25 protein-coding genes are annotated in these 26002 nt (G+C 72.1%); 10 read left to right on the top strand and 15 right to left on the bottom strand.

What is annotated here, in order from left to right; all coding sequences use genetic code 11:
• Nucleotides 1-26 precede the first annotated feature (26 nt).
• The 3 genes from JNO44_RS38360 (at nucleotide 27) to JNO44_RS38350 (ending at nucleotide 3096) form a co-directional block, all read left to right on the top strand.
• Nucleotides 27-1247, top strand: coding sequence for an MFS transporter (locus JNO44_RS38360; RefSeq protein ID WP_205368611.1), 1221 nt, complete (start codon nucleotides 27-29; stop codon nucleotides 1245-1247).
• Between the two features lie 131 nt (nucleotides 1248-1378).
• On the top strand, nucleotides 1379-2602 hold the full coding sequence (locus tag JNO44_RS38355) for a D-alanyl-D-alanine carboxypeptidase family protein (protein ID WP_205368610.1): 1224 nt from the start codon (nucleotides 1379-1381) through the stop codon (nucleotides 2600-2602).
• A 281-nt stretch (nucleotides 2603-2883) separates the two neighbouring features.
• Entirely contained in the window at nucleotides 2884-3096 is a 213-nt protein-coding gene (locus JNO44_RS38350; protein WP_039630209.1) for a cold-shock protein, read from the top strand.
• Nucleotides 3097-3168: 72 nt separating this feature from the next.
• Here JNO44_RS38350 and JNO44_RS38345 read toward each other — a convergent pair whose 3' ends face one another.
• The 3 genes from JNO44_RS38345 to JNO44_RS38335 all read right to left on the bottom strand — a co-directional run bounded on the left by JNO44_RS38345 (nucleotide 3169) and on the right by JNO44_RS38335 (nucleotide 5100).
• Nucleotides 3169-3744: a GNAT family N-acetyltransferase gene (locus JNO44_RS38345; RefSeq protein ID WP_205368609.1), complete on the bottom strand. Its 576-nt coding sequence runs from the start codon at nucleotides 3742-3744 to the stop codon at nucleotides 3169-3171.
• 63 nt (nucleotides 3745-3807) lie between these two features.
• On the bottom strand, nucleotides 3808-4002 hold the full coding sequence (locus tag JNO44_RS38340) for an antitoxin (protein ID WP_067344474.1): 195 nt from the start codon (nucleotides 4000-4002) through the stop codon (nucleotides 3808-3810).
• Nucleotides 4003-4068: 66 nt separating this feature from the next.
• Complete coding sequence (locus JNO44_RS38335; RefSeq protein WP_205368608.1) at nucleotides 4069-5100, bottom strand: alpha/beta hydrolase; 1032 nt, start codon at nucleotides 5098-5100, stop codon at nucleotides 4069-4071.
• 152 nt (nucleotides 5101-5252) lie between these two features.
• On the opposite strand from JNO44_RS38335, the gene JNO44_RS38330 reads away from it, so the two are divergent.
• On the top strand, nucleotides 5253-5546 hold the full coding sequence (locus tag JNO44_RS38330) for a hypothetical protein (RefSeq protein WP_205368607.1): 294 nt from the start codon (nucleotides 5253-5255) through the stop codon (nucleotides 5544-5546).
• 15 nt (nucleotides 5547-5561) lie between these two features.
• On the opposite strand, the gene JNO44_RS38325 is transcribed toward JNO44_RS38330, so the two are convergent.
• From JNO44_RS38325 to JNO44_RS38305, 5 genes are read right to left on the bottom strand one after another with little or no spacing between them, the layout of a single operon-like run.
• Nucleotides 5562-8624, bottom strand: coding sequence for an alpha-mannosidase (locus JNO44_RS38325; protein WP_205368606.1), 3063 nt, complete (start codon nucleotides 8622-8624; stop codon nucleotides 5562-5564).
• A gap of 54 nt (nucleotides 8625-8678) precedes the next feature.
• Nucleotides 8679-9947, bottom strand: coding sequence for a glycoside hydrolase 5 family protein (locus tag JNO44_RS38320; RefSeq protein WP_205368605.1), 1269 nt, complete (start codon nucleotides 9945-9947; stop codon nucleotides 8679-8681).
• 31 nt (nucleotides 9948-9978) lie between these two features.
• Nucleotides 9979-10830, bottom strand: a complete 852-nt coding sequence (locus JNO44_RS38315; RefSeq protein ID WP_205368604.1) for a carbohydrate ABC transporter permease — start codon at nucleotides 10828-10830, stop codon at nucleotides 9979-9981.
• Nucleotides 10827-11750: a carbohydrate ABC transporter permease gene (locus JNO44_RS38310; protein WP_205368603.1), complete on the bottom strand. Its 924-nt coding sequence runs from the start codon at nucleotides 11748-11750 to the stop codon at nucleotides 10827-10829. Before JNO44_RS38310 ends, JNO44_RS38315 begins: the two co-directional genes overlap by 4 nt.
• Nucleotides 11751-11763: 13 nt before the next feature.
• Nucleotides 11764-13059, bottom strand: a complete 1296-nt coding sequence (locus JNO44_RS38305) for an ABC transporter substrate-binding protein (protein WP_205368602.1) — start codon at nucleotides 13057-13059, stop codon at nucleotides 11764-11766.
• A gap of 271 nt (nucleotides 13060-13330) precedes the next feature.
• On the opposite strand from JNO44_RS38305, the gene JNO44_RS38300 reads away from it, so the two are divergent.
• The 5 genes from JNO44_RS38300 (at nucleotide 13331) to JNO44_RS38280 (ending at nucleotide 18859) form a co-directional block, all read left to right on the top strand.
• Entirely contained in the window at nucleotides 13331-14419 is a 1089-nt protein-coding gene (locus JNO44_RS38300) for a LacI family DNA-binding transcriptional regulator (protein ID WP_205368601.1), read from the top strand.
• 158 nt (nucleotides 14420-14577) lie between these two features.
• Nucleotides 14578-15606, top strand: a complete 1029-nt coding sequence (locus JNO44_RS38295) for an alpha/beta hydrolase (protein WP_205368600.1) — start codon at nucleotides 14578-14580, stop codon at nucleotides 15604-15606.
• Nucleotides 15599-16816 carry an acyltransferase family protein gene (locus JNO44_RS38290; protein WP_205368599.1) on the top strand — a complete coding sequence of 406 codons (1218 nt, stop codon included), beginning with the start codon at nucleotides 15599-15601 and terminating at the stop codon, nucleotides 16814-16816. Before JNO44_RS38295 ends, JNO44_RS38290 begins: the two co-directional genes overlap by 8 nt.
• Nucleotides 16809-18176: a sensor histidine kinase gene (locus JNO44_RS38285; RefSeq protein WP_205368598.1), complete on the top strand. Its 1368-nt coding sequence runs from the start codon at nucleotides 16809-16811 to the stop codon at nucleotides 18174-18176. Before JNO44_RS38290 ends, JNO44_RS38285 begins: the two co-directional genes overlap by 8 nt.
• Nucleotides 18173-18859 carry a response regulator gene (locus tag JNO44_RS38280; protein WP_205368597.1) on the top strand — a complete coding sequence of 229 codons (687 nt, stop codon included), beginning with the start codon at nucleotides 18173-18175 and terminating at the stop codon, nucleotides 18857-18859. The genes JNO44_RS38285 and JNO44_RS38280 overlap by 4 nt, the downstream gene beginning before the upstream one ends.
• A 23-nt stretch (nucleotides 18860-18882) precedes the next feature.
• On the opposite strand, the gene JNO44_RS38275 is transcribed toward JNO44_RS38280, so the two are convergent.
• The 3 genes from JNO44_RS38275 to JNO44_RS38265 all read right to left on the bottom strand — a co-directional run bounded on the left by JNO44_RS38275 (nucleotide 18883) and on the right by JNO44_RS38265 (nucleotide 21360).
• Nucleotides 18883-19335 (bottom strand): spore-associated protein A, encoded by a 453-nt coding sequence (locus JNO44_RS38275; protein WP_205368596.1) that lies wholly within the window; start codon nucleotides 19333-19335, stop codon nucleotides 18883-18885.
• Nucleotides 19336-19497: 162 nt separating this feature from the next.
• On the bottom strand, nucleotides 19498-20373 hold the full coding sequence (locus JNO44_RS38270; protein WP_205368595.1) for a lysozyme: 876 nt from the start codon (nucleotides 20371-20373) through the stop codon (nucleotides 19498-19500).
• A 330-nt stretch (nucleotides 20374-20703) separates the two neighbouring features.
• A complete protein-coding gene (locus JNO44_RS38265) occupies nucleotides 20704-21360 on the bottom strand; it encodes a transglycosylase SLT domain-containing protein (protein WP_205368594.1) in 657 nt (218 codons plus the stop codon).
• A gap of 553 nt (nucleotides 21361-21913) precedes the next feature.
• Here JNO44_RS38265 and JNO44_RS38260 point away from each other — a divergent pair.
• Nucleotides 21914-22156 (top strand): hypothetical protein, encoded by a 243-nt coding sequence (locus JNO44_RS38260; protein ID WP_205368593.1) that lies wholly within the window; start codon nucleotides 21914-21916, stop codon nucleotides 22154-22156.
• A gap of 88 nt (nucleotides 22157-22244) precedes the next feature.
• Here JNO44_RS38260 and JNO44_RS38255 read toward each other — a convergent pair whose 3' ends face one another.
• The 4 genes from JNO44_RS38255 to JNO44_RS38240 all read right to left on the bottom strand — a co-directional run bounded on the left by JNO44_RS38255 (nucleotide 22245) and on the right by JNO44_RS38240 (nucleotide 25869).
• On the bottom strand, nucleotides 22245-22952 hold the full coding sequence (locus JNO44_RS38255) for a transglycosylase SLT domain-containing protein (RefSeq protein ID WP_205371280.1): 708 nt from the start codon (nucleotides 22950-22952) through the stop codon (nucleotides 22245-22247).
• 448 nt (nucleotides 22953-23400) lie between these two features.
• Complete coding sequence (locus JNO44_RS38250) at nucleotides 23401-24294, bottom strand: alpha/beta fold hydrolase (protein ID WP_205368592.1); 894 nt, start codon at nucleotides 24292-24294, stop codon at nucleotides 23401-23403.
• Between the two features lie 103 nt (nucleotides 24295-24397).
• A complete protein-coding gene (locus tag JNO44_RS38245; protein ID WP_205368591.1) occupies nucleotides 24398-25639 on the bottom strand; it encodes a beta-ketoacyl-[acyl-carrier-protein] synthase family protein in 1242 nt (413 codons plus the stop codon).
• Nucleotides 25636-25869, bottom strand: a complete 234-nt coding sequence (locus tag JNO44_RS38240) for an acyl carrier protein (RefSeq protein ID WP_039630177.1) — start codon at nucleotides 25867-25869, stop codon at nucleotides 25636-25638. Before JNO44_RS38240 ends, JNO44_RS38245 begins: the two co-directional genes overlap by 4 nt.
• Nucleotides 25870-26002: the final 133 nt, after the last annotated feature.

The raw sequence follows: 26002 nt of genomic DNA, 5'->3' as shown, positions 1-26002 counted from the left end.
CGGTTGTGAAAGGTGGTGTCGGCGGAGTGCAGCGCGCCGTATATGTGCTGGCCATGGGGGTTTTCGCCATGGTGACCAGCGAGTTCGTGGTGGCGGGACTGATGCCGCAGATGGCCCGGGGACTGGACGTGGGGATCCCGGAGATCGGCTACCTCATCACCGCGTACGCGGTGGCGATGGCGGTCGGCGGGCCGATCCTCACCCTCGCCGTCCGAAGGCTCCGTCACCAGACGGCGCTGACGACGCTGTTCGGGGTCTTCCTGGCCGGCAATGTGCTGGCCGCCCTGGCGTCGGACTACGGCGTGATGATGGCCGCCCGGATCGTCACGGGGGTCGCCGCGCAGGCGTTCTTCGGCGTGGCCGTCTCGCTCTGCGTCCAACTGGTCCGCCCGGAGATCCGGGGCCGGGCCATCGCGGTGGTCATGAACGGCCTGATGCTCGGCACCCTGCTCGGGCTGCCGCTCGCCACGCTGGTCGGCGAGCACCTCGGCTGGCGGGCCGCGTTCTGGGTGATCACCGGGATGACGGTGCTGGTGGCGCCGGCCACCGTCGCAGGGGTGCCCGGGACGGCTCGGGCCGAGGGCGGCGGGGGCATACGGGAGGAGGCGGTCGCCTTCCGCCGGCCGCGGCTGTGGCTGGCGTTCTCCACCAGCACCCTGATCATCGGGGCGACCTTCGCCGCCTTCAGCTACCTCAACCCCGTCCTCACCGAGGTCACCGGCTTCGCCACCGGCACCGTCCCGCTGCTGCTCATCGCGTACGGCGCGGCCACCGTTGTCGGCAACACCGTCGTGGGGCGCCTCGCGGACCGGCACCCGGTCGGGGTCCAGGTCGTCGGGCTGACGCTGAACGCCCTCTTCCTCGCCGGCTTCGCGCTCCTGGCCCACCTGGCCGTCCCGGCGGTGGCGATGATGCTGGGCATCGGGCTGGTCGGGGTGACCATGAACCCGGCGATGGCCACCCGGGTCCAACGCGCGGGCAACGCCGGTCCGTTGGTGAACTCGGTGCACTCCTCCTTCATCACCCTCGGGGTGATCGTGGGCTCGTCGTTCGGCGGCCTGGTCATCGACTCCCACGGGCTGCGGGCACCGTTGTGGCTCGGCGCGGGGCTCGCCGTCCTGGGGCTGCTCACCCTGCTGCCGGACCTGTTCCGCGGCGCCCGGCCGGAAGGGGGCCCACGGTCCGCGACCGACGCGGCGCCGCGGGCCGCCGCGCCGACGCCGGAGGCGTGCGCCGTGCGGTCCTGACGGCGCGGCGGCGGGGGAGCGGTGGGCGGGTCCCGGACGTCCGGACGGGCCCGTCCACCGCCCTCGGCGACCGGAAACCGTATGGAGTAGGCCAACCGGCGCGCGGCCCGGGGCGTTCTTAGCGTGGCCACATGTCGACAGCGACGTGGTCCCCCGTCAGAGCCCTGTCCGCAGCGGTGGTCTGCGTCGCGAGCCTGCTGGCCCTGTGCGGTCCGGTGGTCGCCGACGGCCCCAACGGCATCGACGACCTGCGCGGCGCACCACCGGCCCCGGCCGAGAACCTGCTGGACGAGCCCGGCGTGCAGTTCCTGCCCCGGCCGGGAGTCCCCGAGCCGCCCCGGGTCTCGGCGCTGTCGTGGGCCGTCACGGACCTGGCGAGCCACCGGATCCTCGCGGCCAAGGACGTCCACCGGCCGCTGCCGCCGGCCAGCACCCTCAAGACGCTCTTCGCGCTGACCGTGCTGCCGAAGTTCTCCCAGGCGGCGGTGCGCACCGTCTCCAGCGCGGACCTGGCCGGCATCGAGGCCGGCAGCTCGCTCGCCGGCCTCAAGGAGGACATGCCCTACCGCGTCGCCGACCTGTGGCACGGCGTCTTCCTGACCTCCGGCAGCGACGCCGTGCACGCCCTGGCCGCGATGAACGGCGGCTGGGGCAGGACCATCGACGAGATGCAGGCGACCGCGCGGCGACTGGGCGCCCGCGACACCACCGTCGAATCCGCCGACGGCTTCGACACGCCCGGCCAGACCTCCTCCGCCTACGACCTCTCCCTCTTCGGGCAGGCCGGGCTGACCAACCGGGACTTCGCCCACTTCGCCGCCACCAAGACCGCCCTCCTCCCGGAGGACGGCGGGCCGGACGCGTACGGCATCCAGAACACCAACCGGCTGCTGGTCGGCTCGCACGGGGTTGCCCCCTACGACGGCCTGATCGGGGTGAAGAACGGCTACACCACCCATGCCGGGAACACCCTGGTCGCCGCCGCCCGGCGCGGCGACCGGACGCTGCTGGTCACCGTGATGAACCCGCGCTCCGGCGCGGAGAACGCCGTCTACGAGGAGGCCCGGGCCCTGCTGGACTGGGGATTCGCCGCCGCGCCCCGGGCCGCGGCGGTCGGCCTGCTGCCCGCCCCGTCGCCCGACCCGCGCGCCCCCGGCAGCGAACGGGCCGCCCAGCGGGCACCGCGCACCACGCTGCACCGGGCAGGGGCCGCCGGGGCGGACGGCGGCATCGACGACCTGGTCGTCTGGACCTTCTGCGGCACCGCGGTGGTCGCACTGGCCGGGCTCGGCACCGCGCTGTGGTGGCGCCGACGGCAGCCGGCCGGTCAGGACGACGACGGCGCGACGTCCTGACCGGTCCAGGTGTCGCACATTCATCCGATCGGTCGGGGATACGGAGGACGTGGTGTGGCCTTGCCCGGTGAAGGATGACGCGTTTGCCATGGTTTGTGGTGACTGGCGGGCCTGGTCGGTGTAGCGTCCTGATCAGCTGTCATGGTTCCGAAGTGCCGGGCGCCCGTGCTGCATTCACGGGCGTTCTTGCTGTCCGGTACGTCTCCGGGCCAGGGCGATCACCTCCGGATTCCGCGGGTTGCGGGAGCCGATTCGGGCCCATAGAGCGAAGGAGACGCAACATGGCTTCGGGCACGGTGAAATGGTTCAACTCGGAGAAGGGCTTCGGCTTCATCGCGCAGGACGACGGCGGCGCCGACGTCTTCGCGCACTACTCGAACATCGACGCCACCGGATACCGGGAGCTGCTGGAGGGCCAGAAGGTCACCTTCGAGGTCACCCAGGGGCAGAAGGGTCCGCAGGCGGAGAAGATCCGGGTGATGGCCACCCCGTGAGCGCGGCCCCGCCGCACCGGACGGCGCCCGCCCCCGAGCAGGGGGCGGGCGCCGCCGTACGACACGACCCGCCTACGGGAGCCGGTCGTTGAGGATCTTCTGGAACAGCCGGTGGTCCTGCCAGGCACCGTTGATGAACAGGTACTTCTCGGCGGTGCCGTACGGCGTGAAGCCGCAGCCTTCCAGCACCCGCTGCGAGGCGGCGTTGTCCAGCAGCGTGCCCGCCTCCAGGCGGTGCAGGGCCAGCTCCCGGTCGGCCACCGCGCAGACCGCCCGCACCGCGGCGGACGCCAGTCCGCGGCGCAGGTGCCCGGCGTCGATCCAGTAACCGACGCTGGCGCTGCGCAGTGGGCCGTAGGTGATCTGGGACAGGGTGATCGAGCCCACCACGTCCGGCTCCCCGGCCCCCTCGTCCGCCTCGCGGACCAGCACCCAGGGCATCACCCGCCCGGCGTCCCGCTCCGCCAGCTGCCCCCGCAGGCGCTCCACCTGGCCGGCCGGGGTGTAGAAACCCTCCTCGCGCCGGGGTTCGGTCCGGCTGAGGTGGCTCAGACTGCGCTGGTAGGAGCGGGAGAGCCCGGGCGCGTCCGCCAGCTCGGCGGGGCGCATCAGGACGTCGGGGGCGAGCCGGACGGGCGTGGTGATCATCCGGTCAGGCTAATCCCGGGGTCCGTTCTTGTCCCGGGGCCTGCGCGGATTCACCGCGATCGATCACTGCGGCGGCCGGTCCGTGTCCCGGTCCGTCCCGCCGAGCTGCTCCTTGAGCTTGTCCTGGGCGGTGTCGACCTGGCTCTGGTACTTGCCTTGGGTCCGCTCGTCGACGTAGTCGCCGGCCTTGTCGATGCCCTTACCCGCCTGCTCCTCGTGACCCTTGAGCAGTTCCTTGAGCTTGTCCAGCACGGACATGGATCGTCCTCCTCGGCGTGGCCCCCCTCGACACTCCCAGCATCGCCCCCGAACGGACGAACTGCATCAGGAGTCGCTGGGAATCGGCGCCTTCAGCTGGTCGCTGATGAATTTGATGGAGCTGGTCTCCATGCCCTTCTGGTAGTCCCAGGCATTGTGCCGGCCGCCGGGAATGACCTGGAAAGCGGTGTGGATCGGGCTCTTTCCGTACTTCTCCCGGAAACGGCGGATGGGGTTCAGCACCCCGGCGCCTTCCTTGCTGCCGGCCTGGAACGCGATGTACACGTCCGGTCCGCCCTTTTTCAGCAGGCTCGCCGCGAGCTTTTCCGGATTGTTGGCGTCCTTCTCCTTCTGGTGCCCGGCCCACATCGGGGAGTCCGGCACGATGTCCGGGCCGCTGGCTATCGCCGCCTTGAACTTCTCCGGGTACTTCAGCACGGACTTCAGGCTCGCGAAACCGCCCGAGGACGACCCCATGAAGGCCCAGCCGTCCCGGGAGTGGAAGGTGCGGAAGTTGGCCTTGACCAGGTCGACGACGTCGTCGGTCAGCCAGGTCCCCATCTTCTGCTGACCGGGAATGTCACTGCCGTCGTGGTAGCGGGTGTCCGGATTGAGCATCGGCATCACCACGATGAACGGCAGGCTTTTGCCCGCCGCAGTCCACTTCGTGAGATTTTCCTGAAGCTTGATGTCGCCGCCGACCCAGTAATTGGTGACCCCGTCCTTGTCCTGCGGACTGCCCAGGCCGCCCGGCAGGGCCATCAGCACCGGAAAACCGCTCTTGGCGTATTTGGGATCCTGGTATTCCTTGGGCGCCCATACCCAGACACTGCCGGTGACACCGGATTTCGCGCCCTTCAGCGTCGTGCGGGCTATGTGCGTCCCGTCGTCCAGGGTGCGGGTTATTCGGAACTCGCTCTTCGGGCCGCTGGGCATCCGGGTGTCCTGGTCCACCGGCTTGACCGGGGTGGACGCGCTGCCCGGGCCGCCGGCGTTGAAGTCGACGGGGTTGCCGTTCTCCGAGCAGCCGGCGACGGCGAGCAGGGCGCAGGACGCGACGAGGACGGCGGCGAGGCCGCGGGCGTAAGGGTGTTTCAACGGTGGCTCCGCTACTGACGATCACACGCGAGTGACCATGACGATCAAGTGCAAGTGACCATAAAGAGGGAATTCGGGCGCGCGCGGTTCCCTCGTGCGCCCATCGGCCCGCTCGACGGGCAGTCCGCCCCGGTCCGGCCGAGAATGCAGCGGTGACCGATGAACACCGCAGTGCCGATGACACCGCCGCCCGCGCCGTGCCCGGTGACGAGGAGCGACGGCTGGCCAGAAGGGCGCTGGCCGGCCGCGCTCGGGATGTGGCGGAACTGGCGTTGCTGATGGACATGCTCGGGCTGGACCCCCGCCGGGACCCGGCCCGGGAGGCCGCGCCCGGGCCCGGTCCGCTGCGCGGGGGTCGCGGGCGCGGCCCCGGCCGGGACCGGCGGCGGGCGACCCGCCGGGACACCTGCCGGGACGCCCGCACCCGCTCGGCCGACCCCGGCTGAGCCGCGCCGCCGGTGTCAGTCGGACGGCTGCGCCCCCACCGCCCGGCACAGCCGCAGCGTCACGATCTGGAACGGCCGCAGCGCCATCCGCACCGTGTCGCCCTCCCGTTCCAGGGCCGGGCCGTCCTCGGTCAGCCGCTCCAGCAGGTCGGTGGTGACCGCCCCCGCCAGCGCGAAACCGCAGGTCAAGGTCGCTCGGGCGCGTCCACCGAGGGCCTCGTGGAGCCGGACCACCACATCGCCGCTGTGGTCGTCGGCCAGCTTGACCGCGGTGACCACCACCGCGTCGTCGTCCACCGCGACCAGCGGCGGCACCGCACCGGACCCGGTGACCACCCGCTCCGGCAGATTGATCCGGTGCCCCTCGCGCACCGCGTCACCGATCGTCGCCCCGGGGACCAGCGCGTAGCGGAAGCGGTGGGTGCCCTGGTCCGTCTCCGGGTCCGGGAAGCGCGGGGCGCGCAGCAGCGAGAGCCGCACGGTCGTGGTCGTGCCCCGCTCGCCCTCGGAGCCGCCCTCCCGCACCGTCCGGGTCACGTCGTGCCCGTACGTCGCGTCGTTGACCAGCGCCACGCCCCAGCCCGGCTCCGCGGCGTGCACGAATCGGTGCGCACACGCCTCGAACTTGGCCGCCTCCCAGCTGGTGTTGGTGTGGGTCGGCCGGTACAGGTGCCCGAACTGGGTCTCCGCCGCGTACCGCTCGGCGTGCAGGTCCAGCGGGAACGCGGCCTTGAGGAACTTCTCGGTCTCGTGCCAGTCCACCTCGGTGTCGATGTCCAGCCGCCGCTGCCCGCGGGCCAGCGTCAGCGTCTGGACCACCCGCGAGCCGCCGAAGCTCCGCACCACGCGCACCGTCGCGGCCTCCGGTGACGCCCCGGCGAGCACCACCTCGTCCGCGTCGGTCAGGTCGGTGGCCACCTCGCGGTAGAACGCGTCCACGTCCCAGGCGTCCCACATGTTGGGGAAGTCCGGATGGAGCTGGAGGAGGTTCGCCGCCGCGCCCGGGGCGACGGCGTCCCGCCCGGCGCCCTTGTCGTACGCGGAGACGACCAGGCCGCGGCCGTCGATCTCGATCCGGAGCAGGTCGTGCTGGAGGACGAACCCGCCGTCCGGGCGCGGCCCGGCGACCACCGGGCCGCCCTCCGTCGCAGGCGGGGCCACCGCGCCGGCCGCCACCCCGCCCCGGGCGTGCGGCGCCGCGTTCGCCACCAGCCGCCGGTCGCCACCGCCGGCCAGGGCCGCCAGCGCGCCGCCGATCAGCCCCTCCAGCTCGGCGGCGACCGCCGCATAGGTCCGTTCCGCCTCGCGGTGCACCCAGGCGATCGAGGAACCGGGCAGGATGTCGTGGAACTGGTGCAGCAGGACGGTCTTCCAGATCCGCTCCAACTCCTGGTACGGATAACGGAATCCGGAGGTGACGGCGGCGGTCGCCGACCACAGTTCGGCCTCCCGCAGCAGGTGCTCGCTGCGGCGGTTGCCGCGCTTGGTGCGGGCCTGGCTGGTGAGCGTCCCCCGGTGCAGCTCCAGATAGAGCTCGCCCACCCACACCGGGGCGTCGGGGTGCTCCGCCGCGGCCCGGGCGAAGAAGTCGGCGGGCTTCTCCCACCGCACCACCGGCGAGCCGTCCAGGTTCCGCAGCCGGCGGGCCTTGGCGACCATCTCGCGGGTGGTGCCCCCGCCGCCGTCACCCCAGCCGGTGGGCGCCAGCGAGTGCCGGGCGGTGCCCTTCTCCTTGAAGTTGCGTGCCGCGTGGGCGAGTTCGGCGCCCGACAGCTGGCAGTTGTAGGTGTCCACCGGCGGGAAGTGGGTGAAGATGCGGGTGCCGTCGATGCCCTCCCAGCGGAAGGTGTGGTGCGGGAAGGAGTTCACCTGGCTCCAGGAGATCTTCTGCGTCAGCAGCCACTTCGCCCCGGCCGCCTTGATGATCTGCGGCAGCCCCGCCGCGAAGCCGAAGGTGTCCGGCAGCCATGCCTCGTCGTTCTCGACGCCGAACTCCTCCAGGAAGAACCGCTTCCCGTACACGAACTGACGGGCCATCGCCTCCGAACCGGGCATGTTGGTGTCCGACTCCACCCACATCCCGCCCGCCGGGACGAACCGCCCCTCCGCGACCGCCTGTTTGACCTTCGCGTAGACCTCGGGCCGGTGCTCCTTGAGCCAGGCGTACTGCTGCGCCTGCGACATGGTGTAGACGAACTCCGGCTCGTCCGCGAGCAGCGCCGTCATGTTCGCCGTCGTCCGGGCCACCTTGCGGACCGTCTCGCGCAGCGGCCACAGCCACGCCGAGTCGATGTGGGCGTGCCCCACCGCGCTGATCCGGTGCGCGGACGCCGCCGCCGGCGCCGCCAGCACCTCCCGCAGCCGGCGCCGCGCCGCCGCGGCCGTCCCGCCCACGTCCTGCAGATCGACCGCGTCCAGCGCCCGGCCCACCGCCCGCAGCAGCTCCCAGCGCCGCGGGCTGTCCACCGGCAGCTCCGCCATCAGCTCGCCCAGCACCTCCAGGTCCAGGGCCAGCTCCCACACCTCGGTGTCGAAGACCGCCAGGTCCATCCGCGCCAGCCGGTACTGCGGTTCGTCGCCCGCGGTCGCCCGATCGCCCAGCGCGGTGGGCCGGAACGGGGGGACGTCGAGGATGACGGGGTTGGAGGCGGCCTCCAGGTGCCACTCGACCCGCTCGCCGCCGCGGGCCGGCGCGCCCACCCGCACCCACTGGTTCCGGGGATTGAGGCCCTTCACCGGTGTGCCGTCCGGCAGGTACACCAGCGCCTCGCACTGGAACCCCGGCATCCGCTCGTCGAACCCCAGGTCCAGCACCGCCTCCACGGTGCGGCCCGCCCACGCCTCCGGGACGGTGCCCCGCACCCGGAACCACGTCGTCGCCCAGGGCGCGCCCCAGGCGTCCCCCACCGCCACCGGTGAGTGCGCCGCGGCCAGTCCCTCGGCCACCGGGACGGGCTCACCGGGGGCCACCCAGGCGGCCACCTCCAGCGGCACCGATTCCGGGTACACGGCGGGTCGGATCCGTTCGTCGAGCACCCGCTTGAGACGGGCTTCGACCAGTGCGCGATCGTCATGCATGGCTCACGGCTCCAGAGGTCGGGGAGACGGGGTGCGGGGCGGGCCGGCGGGGGGTCACTGCCCCACCTCGTCGGGGGCGCACACCTCGGTGATCCCACGCGACGTCAAATGGACGGTGTCGGTGGCGAGTTGGGCGAGCACGAGGGCGGGCCTGGCGCCTTGCGCGGCCAGCCGCGCCCACGCCTCGAAGACCGGGCCGCCGGGCGCGCACACCGACCGGCGCGGCGCCTCCTCGGCGTCACCGACGTCCACGACCAGTGCGGTGGTGCGCGCCGGCGGCCGGTGCGGCCGGTCCCGCCAGTGCGCCGCCTGCTCCGCGAAGGCCCGGCCCACCGGCTTGACCGCCCGGTCTTCGGTGAGCAGGCCCAGTCCGTACTCCAGCTCCGGGAAGTCCGCGAGCGACCGCGACACGTCGTACGCGCACCACCAGGTGATGCCCCAAACCTCTTGGCAGTCAAGGGAGTTGGTGACGGTCGTGGTGGTGAAGCGGGCCGCGCGGTCCTCGGGGATGTGCGGGGCCGGGGCGCCGACCTCCTGGAGCCAGACCGGGCGCCGCGGGTCGCGCGCCCACGCCTTGGACAGCTCGATGAGGTACGCGGCGTGCTGCTCGGTGGCGACACCGGCCGGGCCGTGGCGCTGCGCGGTCCCGTTGAACACCCAGGAGTGCACCGCCGTCATCGCGCCCAGCCGGGCGGCGTGCGCGGGGGTGAAGGGATGGCCGTCGAGGTACCACGCGGCGTCGTACGCGGCGTGCAGATGCGCCCGGCCCGGCGCGCCCTGCTCGCACGCGGCCAGCATCCGCTCCAGCCAGGCCGCCGCCTGCGCCCCGGTGATCCGGTCCGGGTCGGGGTGCGGGCGGTCCGCGAACTGGTTGATCTCGTTGCCGAGGGTCATCCCGAGGAAGCCGGGCCGGTCGGCGAGCGCGGCGGCCAACGTCCGCAGGTACTCCTCCTGGCCGGCGAGCACCTCCGGGTCGGTGAAGAGGTTGCGGCGGTGCCAGGTCCGCGTCCAGGCGGGCAGGAAGTCGAAGCTGGACAGGTGGCCCTGGAGGCCGTCCACCGCGACGTCCAGGCCGCGCTCGGCCGCCGCGTCGGCCAACTGCACCAGCTGCTCGACGGCGCGCGGCCGGATCAGCGTGCGGTTGGGCTGGAACAGCGGCCACAGCGGGAAGACCCGCACATGGTCCAGGCCGAGGGCGACGAGCGCGTCCAGATCGGCGCGCACCGCGTCCAGGTCGAAGTCCAGCCAGTGGTGGAACCATCCCCGGCTGGGTGTGTAGTTGACGCCGAAGCGGATCCGGCGGGGCTCCTGGGGTACGGGCATGGTGGTCCTGTCCCTCCGGGTGGGTGTGGCATCAGCCCTTGACGGCGCCCTCCCCGACGCCGCGGAAGAAGTAGCGCTGGAGACCGGCGAACAACACGATCAGCGGAAGGACGGCGATCACCGAACCGGCCGCCACCAGCCGCTGGTTGTCCGCAAAGGTGCCGTGCAGATAGTTCAGGCCGACGGTCAGGGTGAACTTCGACTGGTCGTTCAGCACGATCAGCGGCCACAGGAAGTCGTCCCAGGCACCCATGAACGCGAAGACCGCGACCACCGCGAGGGTGCCCTTGACCGACGGCAGCGCGATCCGTACGAACCGCTGCCAGGCGGAGGCGCCGTCCACGAACGCCGCCTCCTCGACCTCGTACGGCAGCGCCGCGAAGGCGTTCCGCATCAGCAGGACGTTCATCGCGCCGATGCAGCCGGGCAGCACCACCCCGAGCAGGGTGTTGTGCAACTGCAACTGACGCAGCGTCATGAACTGGGCGATCATGATGCTTTCGACCGGCACCAGCATCGCCATGATGAAGACCACCACGGCGACCCGGCGGCCACGGAACCGCAGCCGGGCCAGCGCGTAGCCCGCCAGCGCCGCGCCCGCGCAGTTGGTCAGCACATTGGCCGCGGCGACCTTGAGGGAGTTCAGTGCGAAGTCCCAGACCGGGATCACCCGCGCCACCTCGGCGTAGTTGGCCAGCGTCGGATGGTGCGGCAACAGGCTCGGCGGAAAGCGGTAGATGTCCTCGCCGGGGCCCTTCAGCGAGGTCGACAGCTGCCACAGGAACGGCCCGACGGTCAGCGCCAGCACCGCGAGCAGCAGCAGATAGCGGGCCGCCAACGACCATCCGGCCGCCCTCCGCCGGCGCCCCGCCGCCCCCGTCATCGGTCCTCCCCGCGATTGGCGCGCAACACCGACAGCATCAGCCCGAGCGTGAGCACGAAGACCACCACCGACAGCGCCGAGGCGTATCCGACCCGCCCGCTGAGCCCGGTGCCGGCCTGCTGGACGAGCATCACCAGCGTGGTGTCCTCCCCACCGGGGCCGCCGGCCGCCCCGGCCATCAGATACACCTCGGAGAACACCTTGAAGGCGTTGACCGCGGAGAGCGCCGCCACCAGCACCATCGTGGCGCGCACCGCCGGCACCGTGACGGTCAGGAAACGCCGCACCGGCCCGGCCCCGTCGACCGCGCACGCCTCGTGCAGCTCCCGCGGCACCTGGGCCAGCGCCGCCAGATAAATGATCATGTAGTAGCCGAGGCCCTTCCAGACCGTCACCGCCATCGCGCTGAGCAGCAGTAGCCACGGATCGCTGAGGAAACCGGCCCGGCCGAACCCCAGCACCTCCAACAGCGCGTTGATCAGCCCCCGGTCGTCCAACAGCCACACCCAGATCAGCCCGACCACCACGACCGAGGCGACCACCGGCAGATAGAACGCGGCCCGGAAGAAGGCGATGCCGGGGACGCTCCGCCGGACGAGCAGCGCCAGCAGCAACGGCAGCACCACCAGCGGCGGCACGACGCCCAGGACGTAGAGCACGCTGTTGCGCAGCCCGGTCCAGAACATCGGGTCGTGCAGCATCTCCTGATAGTTGGCGCCGCCGGTGAACCGCCCGGCCCGCAGCGTCCGGGCATCGGTGAAGGAATGGGCCACTGTGCTCAGGAACGGATAGAGGCTGAATCCGCCGACGACCAGCAGCCCGGGCGCGAGGAACAACCAGGGGCTGGTGGGCAGATGCGTACGGATTCCCCGGCGGCGACCGGAGTCCCGTGGCGCGACGGCCGCCGCGGCATTCCGCATGCCCATCCCGGCCTCAGCCGGTCTTCAGCAGACGATTGCACTCCGCCACCGCGGAATCCAGTGCCTCCTGAGGCGACTGCTTTCCCTGGAGGGCCCGGGCGACCGCATTGCGCAACACCGTCTTCATCTGGTCGCTGAGCACTACCGGGGTGTAATTCACCGCGGTCTTCAGGGATTTCGCCGCCGCCACCCGCACCCGCGTGGCGTCCGTACCGTCCTCCTTGGTGAAGTACGGATCGTCCAGCGACCCCTTCGTGCTCGGAAAGACCGCGACCTGTTTCGCGAACGCCATCTGGTGCCGCCGGTCCGTCACGAAGTGCGCGAACGCCACCGCCGCCGGTTTCACCTTGCTGTCCGCGCTCACCATCAGGCCCTGCACATACATATTGGCCTTGCCGGTGTTGTTGACCGCGTCGGTGATGCCGATGTTCTCGTAGAGGCCCGGCGCGTCCCGTTTGAAGTTCTCCAGATCGAGCGCGCTGCCCGGATTCATCGCCACCGACTGCTGCTGGAACTTGCGCCCCGCCGACTCGGCCACCGCGGTAAGCGCCTGCGCATCCAGCGCCCCGGCCGCGTACAGCTGTCGGTAGTGCGTGAGCAGCTCCACGCCCTTGGGCTCGTTGAAGGTGAACTCCGTGCCCCGGGCGTCCATCAGGCGCACGCCGTAACGACCGAAGTCCTCGATCGACGGCGCGCCGGCCAGCATCGCGATCCTGCGGTCGCTCTTCCGCGCCATGGTCAGCGCGTCCGCGAACAGCCGGTCGTAGGTGGTCGGCGGCTTCGCCGGATCCAGACCGGCCTTTCGGAACAGGTCCTTGTTGTAGAACATCGGGCCGGTGTTGAGATACCAGGGGAAGGCGTAGACGCCGGATAGCCCCGGCATCTGCTGGCTCCGCCAGGCCCCGTCCAGATACTCGCCCCGGTATTTCCCCGCCGCCGCGCCGATGTCGAGCGCCAGTCCGGCCTTCGCCAGTGGATAGGCGAGGTCCGGCGACACATTGACCACATCGGGCAGGGTGCCGGCGGCGGCGTCCGCACTCAGCTTCTGCGGATAACCCTCGGCCGGCTGGTCGATCCACTTCACCTTGGTGCCCGGGTACTTCTTCTCGAACTCCGCGATGACCCCGTCGAAATACTTCTGGAAGCGCGCCTTCAGATTCCAGGTCTGAAAGGTGACCTGCCCTTCCACCTTCCCCGCTGCGCTGTCGGAATCCCCGCCGCCGTCCGGGGCACCACACGCGGACAGGAGAAGTGCGGAGGCGGCGAGTGCCGCGGTGGCGGCGGGTGTTCGACGGGAATGACGACGCATGGCCGGCTCCTTGGCTGAAGTGCTCGGAAGTGCTCGGACCAGAAATCTGTCGAAGGTCTCGCAGCGCGGGGAACCGGTGCCGTACCGTGGGCCTCAAGGCTCCCGGATCGCGACGCGGCAGACGCTACTAATGCGATTTAGTAGGTGTCAACACCCCGGTATCACAACGCTTTTGAGGTGCTGCCCCTCGCCGCCCGAGCATTGATTGACAGGCCCCGCCGCCCTGATCAGACTGTCGGCACTCATGCGGTTCGGCCCGGAGGAGCCCGCGATGACAGCGCCCGGTGAGGCGGCCCGCCGCAAGCCGGCGCGCCGCCCGACGATCAAGGACATCGCCCGGCGGGCCGGCGTCTCCGAGAGTGCGGTGTCCTTCGCCCTCAACGACCGGCCGGGCGTCTCCGCCGACACCCGCGCCCGGATCCGCAAGGTCGCCGACGAACTGGGCTGGCAGGCCAACAGCGCCGCCCGCGCCCTCTCCGGCGAACGCGCCGACTGCCTGGGCCTGGTGCTGGCCCGCCCCGCCCGCACCCTGGGCGTGGAGTCCTTCTTCCTCCAACTCGTCTCCGGCATCCAGGAGGTGCTCTCCGCCCGGCGCACCGCCCTGCTCTTCCAGGTCGTCGAGGACCTCGACACCGAGTGCGCGCTCTACCGCCGCTGGTGGGCCGAACGCCGGGTGGACGGCGTCCTCGTCGTCGATCCCCGCACCGACGACCCCCGCCCCGCACTCCTCGCCGCCCTCGGCCTCCCCGCCGTCGCCATCGGCGGCCCCGCCGCCCCGGCACCCACCGGACCGCCCACCGCGCCGCTGCTCTCCACCGTCTGGGCCGACGACGCCAAGGCCATGGCCCGGATCCTGGACCACCTGCACGACCTCGGCCACCGCCGGATCGTGCACATCGCCGGACTGCCCGGCCTCGCCCACACCGCCCGCCGGATCCACTCCCTGCGCACCGAGGCCGTCCGGCGCGGCCTGGACGCCCGACAGGTCCGCTCGGTCACCACCGACTACTCCGACGCCGAGGGCGCCGAGGCCACCCGCCGCCTCCTCGACGCGGCGGCCCCGCCCACCGCGATCATCTACGACAACGACGTGATGGCCGTCGCCGGCGCCTCGGTCGCCGCCGGCCGCGGCATCCCCGTCCCCGGCCGGCTGTCCGTCGTCGCCTGGGACGACTCCCCGCTGTGCCGCGTCGCCCACCCCCCGCTCACCGCACTGGTCCGGGACACCGCGGGCTTCGGCCGGCTCGCCGCCGGCGAACTGCTCGCCCTCCTCGGCGGCGGTCCGCCCCGCACCGTCGAGGGCGAACTCCCGCATCTGGCGCCCCGGGAGAGCACCGGCCCGCCACCGTACGACAACTGACGAACCGTCACAATCGCCGCGGGGGCCGCACCCCCTACCCGTCATACCTGAGGACTACGCGCGAGATGCGCTCCCTGGCGGGACGCCGATCACCCACCGCGCTCCCTAGCTTCGGTGCCGGAACCACCCACCGCCCCGGCACGGAAGGACCACCCACCATGGCGCCCCGCGCGCGCACCAGACGCCTGACCCGCACCCTGCTCGCCGTGCTGGTCACCGCCTCGGTGGCCGTACCGGTATCGGGCGCGGCCCGCCCCGCCGCGGTCCCGGCACCGGCCCCCACCGCCCTCGGCCCACTGCGGGACACCACCCCCACCGCCCTCGCCCGCCGCTACGCCACCGCCCGCGCCGACATCCGCGCGGCCGAGCGCACCGCCGACGCCCACGGCGACCACCGGCGGGCCGCCGCCCTGCACGCCATGGCCGACCCCGGCCGGCACTTCCTCACCTTCGACGGCCGCGACGGCGGCCGCAGCACCGAGGTCTACGGCGACCTCGCGCACGCCGACCGCATCGCCGTCCTGGTCCCCGGCTCGGACACCGGCCTCGACACCTACCACCGCCTCCGCGCCGGCGCCCGGGCCCTCCAACAGCAGCTCCGGCGGGAACCCGGCGGCCACTCCGCCGTCCTCGCCTGGCTCGGCTACCCCACCCCCGCCACCTTCGGCCCCGCCGCCCTCACCACCGCCCGCGCCGACGACGCCGCACCCGAACTCGTCGACTTCACCACGCAGTTGAGGAACGCCGCCCCCACCGCCCGGATCGCCCTGCTCTGCCACTCCTACGGATCCGTGGTCTGCGGCCGGGCCGCCCCCGACCTCCCCGCCACCGACGTGGTCCTCTACGGCAGCCCCGGCGTCGGCGCCGACACCGCCGCGGACCTGCACACCCGGGCCACCGTCTGGGCCGGCCGCGCCACCGACGACTGGATCGGCCACGTCCCGCACGCCCAACTGCCCCTGCCCACCACCACCCTCGGATTCGGCACCGACCCGGTCTCCCCAGGGTTCGGCGCCCGGATCTTCCCGGCCGGCGACGGCGGCCACAGCGACTACCTCAAGCCCGGCACGCTCTCCTTGGAGAACCTCGCCCGGATCACCGCCGGACGCCCCCCGGTCGCGGCCCCGCACGGGACCGCCCCGGACGGGACCGCCACCGCCCCGCAGCGGGAGGCCCACCGTGGCTAACACCCCACGCGCCGCCGCGGCGGCCCTCGTCCGCCGCGTCCAGGCCGCCACCCCGCCCGGCCGCGACCGCGCCACCGACGCCCTGCGCGCCTTCGCCATCCTCGGCGTGGTCCTCGGCCACTGGCTGGTCACCGCCCTGATCACCGACAGCGGCACCCTGCACGGCGCCAGCCCGCTCCAACGGATGCCCCAACTCGCCCCGATCTCCTGGCTGTTCCAAACACTGGCGGTGTTCTTCCTGGTCGGCGGCGAGGTCGCCGCGCGCAGCCATGCCGCCGCCCGCGCCCGCGGCACCGCCCACCACCACTGGCTGCACGCCCGACTCGGCCGACTGTTCCGCCCGGTCGCCGCGGTGCTCGCGATCTGGACCGCGGCCACCGCCGCGATGCTCGCCGCCGGCGTCGGCCTGGACACCGTCCACACCCTGGTCAAACTCGTGCTGTCGCCCCTGTGGTTCCTGCTGGTCTTCGCCGCCCTCACCGCGGCCACCCCGCTGATCGCCCGCCTGCACCCGGCCTGGCCGTGCGCCGTCGTCGTCCTCGTCGACGCCCTCCGCTTCGGCCTCGACGCCCCCGGCTGGCTCGGTTGGCTCAACCTCCCCGCGGGCTGGCTCGTCCCGTACTGCCTCGGCGCGGCCCGCGCCCGCGGCGCCGCCCACCGCCGGACGACCGGGTGGGCACTGCTGCTCGGCGGCGTCACCGCCACCGCCGCCCTGGTCCTGTGCGCCGGCTACCCCGCGTCCATGGTCGGCGTCCCCGGCGCCGCGGTCTCCAACCTCAACCCGCCCACCCTGGCCGCCGTCACCTTCGGCCTCGCCCAGTGCGGCGCGGCCCTGCTGCTGCGCGCCCCGCTGAACAGGGCGCTGCGCCGCCCCGGCGCCTGGACGGCGGTCGCCCTGCTGAACCTCTCCGCGATGACCGTCTACCTCTGGCACCAGACCGCGATGATGGCCGTCACCGCCACCGGCTGGTTCCTGGCCGGCCCCCTGCCCGGTCTGCACACCCTCCCCGACGGCCCCGCCTGGCTCCTCGCCCGACTCGCCTGGCTGCCGGTCTTCGCGGGCGCACTGCTGGTGTGCTGGGCCGCGTTCGCCGCGTACGAGCACCGCCGGCCGCGCGCCCGCGATCGGCACCGGGCGGAGCCCGAGGGCACCGGCCCGTTCACCGCCGAAGGGAACCCCGCCCGCCCGGCGGTGCTGCCCCATGCCTAAGGTGCATCCCGTGACGAGGGGGAAAGCGGCAGGTCGGCTGAGGGCGGCCCTGCGAACGGTGCCGCACCGGCTGCGCGAGGATCTGTGGACCCACGCCGGCGAGGAACCGCCGGCGGCCGGCGGCCGACCACCCGGCTGGCTCGAATGGCGGCCGGCGATCATGGTCCCGCTCCTGATCGGGGCGGTCGTCATGCTCGCCGGGAACACCAACATCTACGCGTTCGGATACGGCATGGGCATGCCGCTCGCCGTCCTCGCCGCCGGGGTGCAGGCAGCGGCGCCCGTCCTCGCCCTCTACCGCCCGGTCCTGGCCTGGTGGGCGACGACCGCGGCGCTGCTCCTGGCCGGCTGCTACGCGGCGCTCCACGTCGACCCGTTCACTCCGTTCGGACCCGAACCACCCTGGCGGCGCACCGGGCTGCCCGCCCAGGCGGCCGTGCTGTTCCTCGCGGCGCTGCGGGTCCGCCCCAGAGCCACCGCCGAAATGCTGGCCCTCGGGGCGCTGACCGGCCTCCTCGCCGACGGCCTGTGCGCCGACGGACCGCTCATCGGCCAGCTGAACGACGCCCGCCTGCCGGTCACCGTGCTCACCCTCTGCGCCCTGGTCGGCGCCCTCCTGAGGGGCCGCCAGAAGGCCCGCACCGAACTGGTCGTCCAGGAAAAGCTCACCGCCGAGGAACGTGCCCGCCGCACGCTCCTGGAGGAGCGCAACCGGATCGCCCGCGAACTCCACGACGTGGTCGCCCACCACATGTCGGTGATCTCCATCCAGGCCCAGGTCGCCCCCCACCTGGCCGAGAACCCCTCCGACGAGTTCAAGGAGAACCTCCGCGGCATCCGCCAGAACGCGGTCGAGGCGCTCACCGAACTCCGCCGGGTCCTCGGCGTCCTGCGCTCCGAGGACGCCCGACCGGAGCACGCCCCGTACGCCCCGCAGCCCACCCTCGACCGGCTCGACGAACTCGTCGGAAACGTGCGCGGCGCCGGCGTCCCGGTCACCGTCGACACCACCGGCACGCCCCGCCCGCTCTCGCCCGGCACCGGGCTGTCGGCGTTCCGCATCGTCCAGGAGGCGCTCAGCAACGCCATGCGGCACGCGCCCGGCGCCGCCGTGCACGTCGCGCTCGGCTACCGCCCCGACCGCATCACCCTGCGCGTCACCAACACCGCCCCCGACCGCCCCGCCCCGCCCTCCCCGGGCACCGGCCACGGCCTGCTCGGCATGCACGAACGCACCGCGATGCTCGGCGGCGAACTGGCCGCCGGACCCACCCCCGACGGCGGCTACGAGGTCACCGCGATCCTCCCGGCCCCCGCCGCCCCCGCCGTACCCTCCGACGACGCCGAGGACACCCGATGACGACCGCCGCCACGCCCCCCATCCGCGTACTGATCGCGGACGACCAGATGATGGTCCGTCAGGGCTTCACGGTGCTGCTCAACGCCGAACCGGGCATCGCGGTCGTCGGCCAGGCCGTGGACGGCCACGACGCCATCGCCAAGACCGCCGAACTCGCCCCGGACGTCGTCCTGATGGACATCCGGATGCCCGGACTCGGCGGCATAGAGGCCACCCGCCGGATCACCGAACCGGCCGACGCCACCGTCAAGGTCCTCGTCCTGACCACCTTCGACCTCGACGAATACGTCTACGAGGCACTGCGCGCCGGCGCCTCCGGCTTCCTCCTCAAGGACGCCTCGGCCGACGAACTCGCCCAGGCCGTGCGCGTGGTGGCCGCCGGCGACGCGCTGCTGGCCCCCAGCATCACCAAGCGCCTGATCGCCGAGTTCTCCCGGATGTCCGGCGCCCCGCGCGCCCCGCTCAAGGACCGGGTGGCCGGTCTGACCGAGCGGGAGACCGAGGTGCTCTCGCTGGTCGCCCAGGGCCTGTCGAACGCGGAGATCGCCCATCGCCTGGTGGTCGCCGAGCAGACCGTGAAGACCCATGTGGGCCGCATCCTGGTCAAACTGGAACTGCGCGACCGGACCCAGGCCACCGTCTTCGCCTACGAGACGGGGCTGGTGCGACCCACCGGGTACTGAACCTTCCTACCGGGGCGGCCGGTTCAGTGCCGGACCACGACCCCGGGCGCCATCCGCCCGCAGTTGGAGCCGGCGACCCGGACGCTCACCTTCTCGATGGCCCCGCCCCAGTCCACGCACCGGCCTTTCGCCGCGAGATAGACCGGTCCGGCGTACGTGGTGTATTTGCCGCTGTCGAATACCGGATCGGAACTGTGGTCGGACGACCCGAGCTCGGCATGGATGAATACCGGCTTCCCCGGACTGTTCCGGATCGTCACCACACAGTTCTTTCCGGTCTTTGCGCTGTACGTGAGATAGACCGTGCCTTTTCCGCTGACCGGTGCGGAATTCACGACGCCGTAACCGCCGCCGCACGCCCCGTTGTACGCCGCGCTGGGGATCGGCGCGGCCGCGGCGCTGGTGGCCAGGCCCATGGTGGCGATGCTCGCCACGGCCAGCGTCGCGGAACCGATGAGGAGAGAGGAACGCTTCATGGAAAACCCCCGTCAGGTGGTGTCCTTCGCGTGGTCGTGCACCGAATTGGTGCTGCACCGTGTTGGACACCGGCCGGACGGGGATGGTTGCAGGCGAAATTCCGCCAGCACGCGTGTTCCTGTTTCCGCTGCGTCGCCTTTTGCCCGCTCGCGGGCCTTCGCTCAGTCGTCGTCCTCGCCGTTGGCCAGCACTTTCAGCCTGCTGTACGGGCCGTTGAACCGGTTGTGGTCGCCGACGGTGTGCCCCGAGGAGGTGTGCTGCCAGATGCTGTGGAACCGCCAGGCGCCCGGCAGGGTCCCGACGGACGAGCCGTAGCGCGGGATCCACAGCGGGTTGCTCCGACCGAACCGGTCGGAGTTGCCGGTGCACCGCTTCCACCAGTTCGTCGAGGTGTAGATCACCGCGTCCCGACCGGTCTCCTCCCGGTAGGCGCGCACGAAGTCGGCGATCCAATTGACCATGCTCGCATGGCTCCTGCCGTAGCAGGTCGCGCCGTAGGGGTTGTACTCCATGTCGAGCGCGCCCGGCAGCGTCCGGCCGTCCCGCGACCAGCCGCCGCCGTGGTGCGAGAAGTATCGGGCCTGCTCGGCGCCGCTGGAGTGGTCCGGCAGTGCGAAGTGGTACGCACCGTGGATCATGCCTGCGTTGTACGAGCCCCGGTACTGCTGCTCGAAGTACGGGTTCTTGTAGCTGTTCCCCTCGGTGGCCTTGACGTAGGCGAACCGCACCCCCATCCGGCGCAGCTTGCGCCAGCCCACGGTGCCGTTGTGGCTGGAGACGTCGACGCCGGCCACGGTCTTCCGGTTCCAGGCGCCGCGCTGCTCCGACGCGCCGGACCGCTCGGTACCCTCGTGCACCGCGATGGTCGAGCCCATCCAGTCCTGCTCGGGGTGGGCGGGGGTCTTTCCGGCGTCCGGTGTCGCGGTGGCGGTGCCGGGCAGGCCGAGCGGCAGTGCGAGCACGGTGACGAGTGTGACGAGGGAGCCGGCCGCAAGGGGGACCGTACGCCGGGCCGGTGCGGATCTGCGCAAGGGCATCGCGTGCCTCCGAAGGACTTCGGTCGAGTCTGTTTCGGCAGCTTTTGAGCAGGATCTTGCCGATGAAAAGACTTATACGCTGAACTGACCGATTCCATGGCTCGATGGGCCCGTGGTCCGCCGTCCGGCCGGGCCATCTCACTCGTCTGGGCGGCCCCCGCGGGCCCTCCGCCCGACGACCGTGGCACATGACGAGCGGGCCCCGGCAGTGCCGGGACCCGCTCTCCGCTCAGCGGCGAACGCGCCATGTCGCCGCTTCGCCAGCTCTCTATGTCGACCCTGCCGGGTCGCCTGTCTCCTGCGTTGCTTCCGTCATCGACGGTGGCTCGCTCAGTACGCCGAGTTGACGTTGTCGATGGAGCCGTAGCGGTGCGCCGCGTAGTTGGCGGCGGCGGTGATGTTCGCCACCGGGTCGGTGAGGTTATGGGCGGTGCCGGACACGTGGTAGGTGTCGAAGGTGGGCTGGATCACCTGCAGCAGGCCCTTGGAGGGTATGCCGTTCTGGGCGTTGACGTCCCAGTCGTTGACTGCCTCGGGGTTGCCGCTGGACTCGCGCATGATGTTGCGGTGCAGGCCCTCGTAGCTGCCGGGGATGCCCTTGGACTGCATGATGTCCAGGGACTGGCGGATCCAGCCGTCGAGGTTGTCGGCGTACTTCTTCGGTGCGGCCGGGCGGTCGGCGGAGCGGCTGGCGGCCTGCTCGGCGACGCGGTCCTGCTTCGCGACGGCGGTGACCTTGATGTGGTCCGCGACGGACGCGCTCACCGGACGCTCGGCCTTGCTGTCGGCCTTGGCGGGCATCCCGTCGGCGCTCACCGGCTTGACCGCGGCGGGGGCGTGCGCGGCCGTGGTCGCGGCGTGGCTCGGGGCCGCGGTGACGGCCAGGCCCGTGGTGGCGCCGGCGGCGGCCAGGGCGGCCACGGCGACCTTGTGGGTGCGGGTGATGCGGGCGATCCGGGCAGCGCGGGGCAGGGTGAAACTGGGCATACGGGGGTGACCTCTTCCAGGTGCGGGGGACGGGGAGGCGGCCATCGTTGGCGCGTTCGGACCGGAGGCTCCTGGCCGCGTTCACCGTTGGGGCGGGAGGTGCGGCGCGCTCTCGGTGCGACGAGATCCATGGTTAACGGCCGACCTCGTGGGTGGCAATGCCCCCCTGTACTACCTCTCTTCGTGAGATGTCATCCGATGTCCGAATTGAGTGGGTATTTATGCCGTGTTTGCGGGTCGGCTGCGCCTCGACATCGACTAGGCGGACTCGTACGTGACGTACGTCGCGTGCCCGGGGTCACCTGCGGAGGCCCTCGAAAGCCCCCGCGGCGTCCCGTGAAAGTTGCCTGGGTCACATCCGAAATCCCCATCGCCGCCGCGCACTTCAGGCTCCCCGGGGCGCGCCCGAAGCGGTTCGCGCCCCCCTCGTCCGTCGATACGGCGGTGCTGCTCGTCCGTTCGTAGCAGCGCCCGGGCTGTCGGAAGGCGACGGAACCGCGGGTCCCGGAGAGTGAGACCACGCACAACCGCCACTCACCGTAGGGAAGTGCTCATGCTCCGTCGCCTCACCGTCGTGCTCGCCGGCCTGGTCGCCGCAGGATCCCTCGCCACCGGCGTCGCCGCAGCGGCCCCCGCCGACCACCACGGCCGTCAGCGTCAGCACGACCGTCATCACCAGCACGACCGTCATCACCAGCACCGCCTCACCCCCAGGGAGCGCGAGGGCCTCCGTATCGCCGGCCACGTCCTGGACGTTCTCTTCGGTGGCCCGTCGCGCCAGGACCACATGTACTGACGCCCATGGCGATGGCCCTGACCGCACAGTGCGGTCAGGGCCATCGCCATGGGCGTCAGTAGGCGCCTCGGAGGCGCGAAAGGCCGCCTCAGTAAGCCGAGTTGACGTTGTCGATCGAGCCGTAGCGGTGCGCCGCGTAGTTGGCCGCGGCGGTGATGTTCGCCACCGGGTCGTAGAGGTTATGGGCGGTGCCGGACACGTGGTAGGTGTCGAAGGTGGGCTGGATCACCTGCAGCAGGCCCTTGGAGGGTATGCCGTTGCGGGCGTTGATGTCCCAGTCGTTGATGGCGTACGGGTTGCCGCTGGACTCGCGCATGATGTTGCGGTGCAGGCCCTCGTAGCTGCCGGGGATGCCCTTGGACTGCATGATGTCCAGGGACTGGCGGATCCAGCCGTCGAGGTTGTCGGCGTACTTCTTCGGCGCGGCGGCCTTGGGGGCGGCCTTCGGCGCCTCCTTGGCGATCTCCGTGCGCTCGGCGGAGCGGTTGGCGGCCTGCTGGGCGGCGTGGCCCTGCTCGGCGACCGCGGTCACCTTCAGGCCGTCCGAGACCGAAGCGGCGACCGTGCGGTCCTGCTCCTTGGCCTCCGTGCCGGCCTGCTCCTTCGCGGCGACCGGCAGGCCGTTGGCGCCGACCGGCTTGACCACGGCGGATGCGTGGGCGGCCGGGGACGCGGCGTTGCTCGGCGCCGCGGTCATGGCCAGGGCGGCCGCGCAGCTCGCGGAGGCCACCAGCGCCGCGGAGACCTTGTGCGTGCGGGTCAGGCGGACGGAGCGGGGCAGGGAGAAGTGGGGCATGGGCATGCGGGGGTGACCTCTTCCAGGGCGTGGTGGCGGGGAGGTGGCCATCGGTGGCGTTTGTCGGAACCGAGGGTCAGTGCCGCGCTCGCCGCTCTGGCGGGGTCCGCAGGCCCGTTCTCGGTGGTACGGCAAACATGGTTAGCGCCGGCCCGGGATGATGGCAATGATGTCGTGTACTACCCATCTTCGTGCGTTCGGGCGAGATGTCCGTAATAGGGCCTGCGATTTCCGGCCCGCACCACCCCCGGACCCGACTAGCCCGCGTCGTACGTGACGTACGTCGCGTGCTGGGCGTCACCGCCGGAAGCCCTCAAGAACCCCTCCGGACGCGGCGGTTTGTGCCCCCGGTCACAGCCCGGCGGGGCCGGTCCGCCACCTCCGGCGACCCCGGCCCCGCCACTGCGTGGTCACCCGGCTACGGCACGTGGCCGCCGGGTCCCTCCGCTCACGCCCACGCCGGATCGGCGACCGCTCCCGCCCCCGTCGCGGCCTGGCGCGCCACCGTCCCCAGCGGCCGGTCCGTGAAGAAGCGGACCGCCAGCTCCGCGACCTCCGCCGGGCGTTCCAGCACCACCCAGTGGTCCGCGTCGGGAATGCTCAGGAAGTGGCTGCCCGCGATCGTCGCCGCGAAATCCCGCTGCCGGGCCGGTGGGGTCACCGTGTCGTGCTCACCGCTGAAGACCAGCGCGGGGATGCCGGACAGGCCCCCCGAGAAGTCCGGCCGGTCGGTCAGCGCCCGGCGCAGCGAGTCCACCGCGTGCGGCGAGTGCAGCGCCGCCTGCAACATCGCCCGCCGTACATAGCGGTACGCCAGCTCCCGCCGGGTCACCGACCGGCTCTCGTCCCGACACAGCAGCCCCTCGGCCACCATCGTCGCGAAGGTGTCGGTGTCCCCGTCCGTGAGGAACCGCGAGGCCCGCCGCCAGTGCGCCACCTGCCCCTCGGTGATGTGCGACGGCACCCCGCCCAGCGCGAGCCGGGCGATCCGCCCGGGGAACCGCCGGGCGCACCCGAAGGCCAGGCCCGCCCCGTAGGAGAAGCCGAAGAGATTGATCCGCGGGGCGCCGAGATCGTCGATGATCCGCAGGATCGCCGTACACAGCAATTCGATGCTCGGGCCCGGCGGCAGCGCCTCCGCGCCGCCCATCCCGGGCAGATCCGCGGTCACCACGTCCGCCACCGGCGTCAGCCGGTCCTCCATCTGCGGCCAGCCGAACATCCCCTGCAACGCACCGCCCAACACCATGACGGGCTCGACGCACCGATCCGGCCGCCGCAACACCCGGTACGCGTACGACACCCCGCGCACCGACAAGGAACGGATCACTTCCTCGGACATGGCTTTCCTTCTGGGAGAGGCTCGATGGGGCCCGGAGCACCGGTCATGCCCCGGGGCGCGACCGGTGGATCACGACCGGGCGCCCCGATCCACCGGAGGGGCCCTAGCCGCGGGTCAGGACGAGCGCCGCATTGTGGCCCCCGAACCCCAGCGACGTCTTGACCGCACAGTCGAACGCCGCCGGCCGGGCCTCGGCGTGCACCACGTCGATCGGGATCCGGGGATCGGGCACCGTCAGGTTGGCGGTCGGCGGCACCAACTGCTGCTCCAGCGCCAACACGGTCAACGCGGTCTCGATCCCGCCCGCCGCGCCCAACGTGTGCCCGGTCATCGCCTTCGTCGACGTCACCAACGGATGCTCGCCGAGCACTCTGCGCAACATCACCGCCTCGATGCGGTCGTTGAGCACCGTCGAGGTGCCGTGCGCGTTCACATGCCCCACGTCGCCGGGCCGGACGTCGGCGTCCGCCAGCGCGCTGCGCAGCGCCCGCTCGACGCCCCGCCCTTCGGGATCCGGCGCCACCGCCCCGTACGCATCACTGGACGCTCCGTAGCCGGCGATCTGCGCGCGGATCGGCGCCCGCCGGGCCCGGGCGTGCTCGGGCCGCTCCAGCACCAGCAGCCCCGCACCCTCGCCGACGACGAAACCGTCCCGGTCCACGTCGAACGGGCGACAGGCCGCGGTCGGGTCGTCGCGCCGCGTGGAGACCGCCTTCATCTGACAGGCGCTGGCGATCAGCAGTCGGGAGAGCACCGACTCCGCGCCGCCCGCGATGGCGATGTCGCAGGCCCCGGCGCGCAGCAACTGGTGCGCCGTGCCCACCGCGACGGTCCCGGAGGAGCAGGCCGTCGCCACCCCCAGGCTGGGGCCGTGCGCCCCGAGGTCCATGCAGACGCTGCTGGCCGCGCTGTTGATGACGGTCAGCGGAGCGAGCTTGGGGGAGACCCGCCGGGCGCCGTTACCGGCCATCGCCGCGCTCTGCTGGTCGTAGAACGGCAACCCGCCGTGGGCGGATCCGATCACCACCGCGACCCGGCCGCTGTCCCAGCTCTCCGGGTCCAGCCCGGCGTCGCCGACCGCCTCCCGGGCGGCGATCACCGCGAGCTGCGAGAAGCGGTCCATCAGCCGCTGGGCGGCCACACCGAGGAGCGCGGTGGTGTCCAGATCCGCCGCGGTGTACATGAAGTCGCAGGGCAGGTCGACGAGTTCGGCCTGCTGGGACACATTGCCGGGCACCACCTCATGGGTGATGGTGTGCCAGGTGGCCTTGGTCCCCACCCCCGCGGCGGTCACCAGGCCCAGTCCGGTCACGGCCGCGGCGAACGGCTGCTGGCGGGCCGTCACGCGGCGACTTTGCCGTCGATGGCCGCCACCAGCTGTCCCACCGTGTCGCGCGAGGTCAGCGACACCTCTTCCAGATCGATGTCCAACCGCTCCTCGATGAGCACCCGGAGCTCTTCCAGGGCGAGGGAATCCAGCCGCAGGTGGCGCAGCGGGGTCTGCGCGGTCACCTCTCCGCGGGCGACCCCGAACCGTTCCTCCAGCAAGGTGTTGACAACTTCTGCCGCGTTCACGTGGCGCTCCTCCGCTGTTCGTAGGCGATGCCGCCAACCGCGTTCTGGGCGGGATTTCGCCGGTGGCTCCGGCTGGTTTGGCCACCCTTTATACGCCTTTGTCCCGGTCGTTCCCCAACCGTGGTAGCTCAAA

The sequence above is a fragment of the Streptomyces noursei genome (assembly GCF_016917755.1).
Lineage (GTDB): Bacteria > Actinomycetota > Actinomycetes > Streptomycetales > Streptomycetaceae > Streptomyces > Streptomyces yunnanensis.
This window is presented reverse-complemented; position numbering and strand designations above follow the sequence as displayed.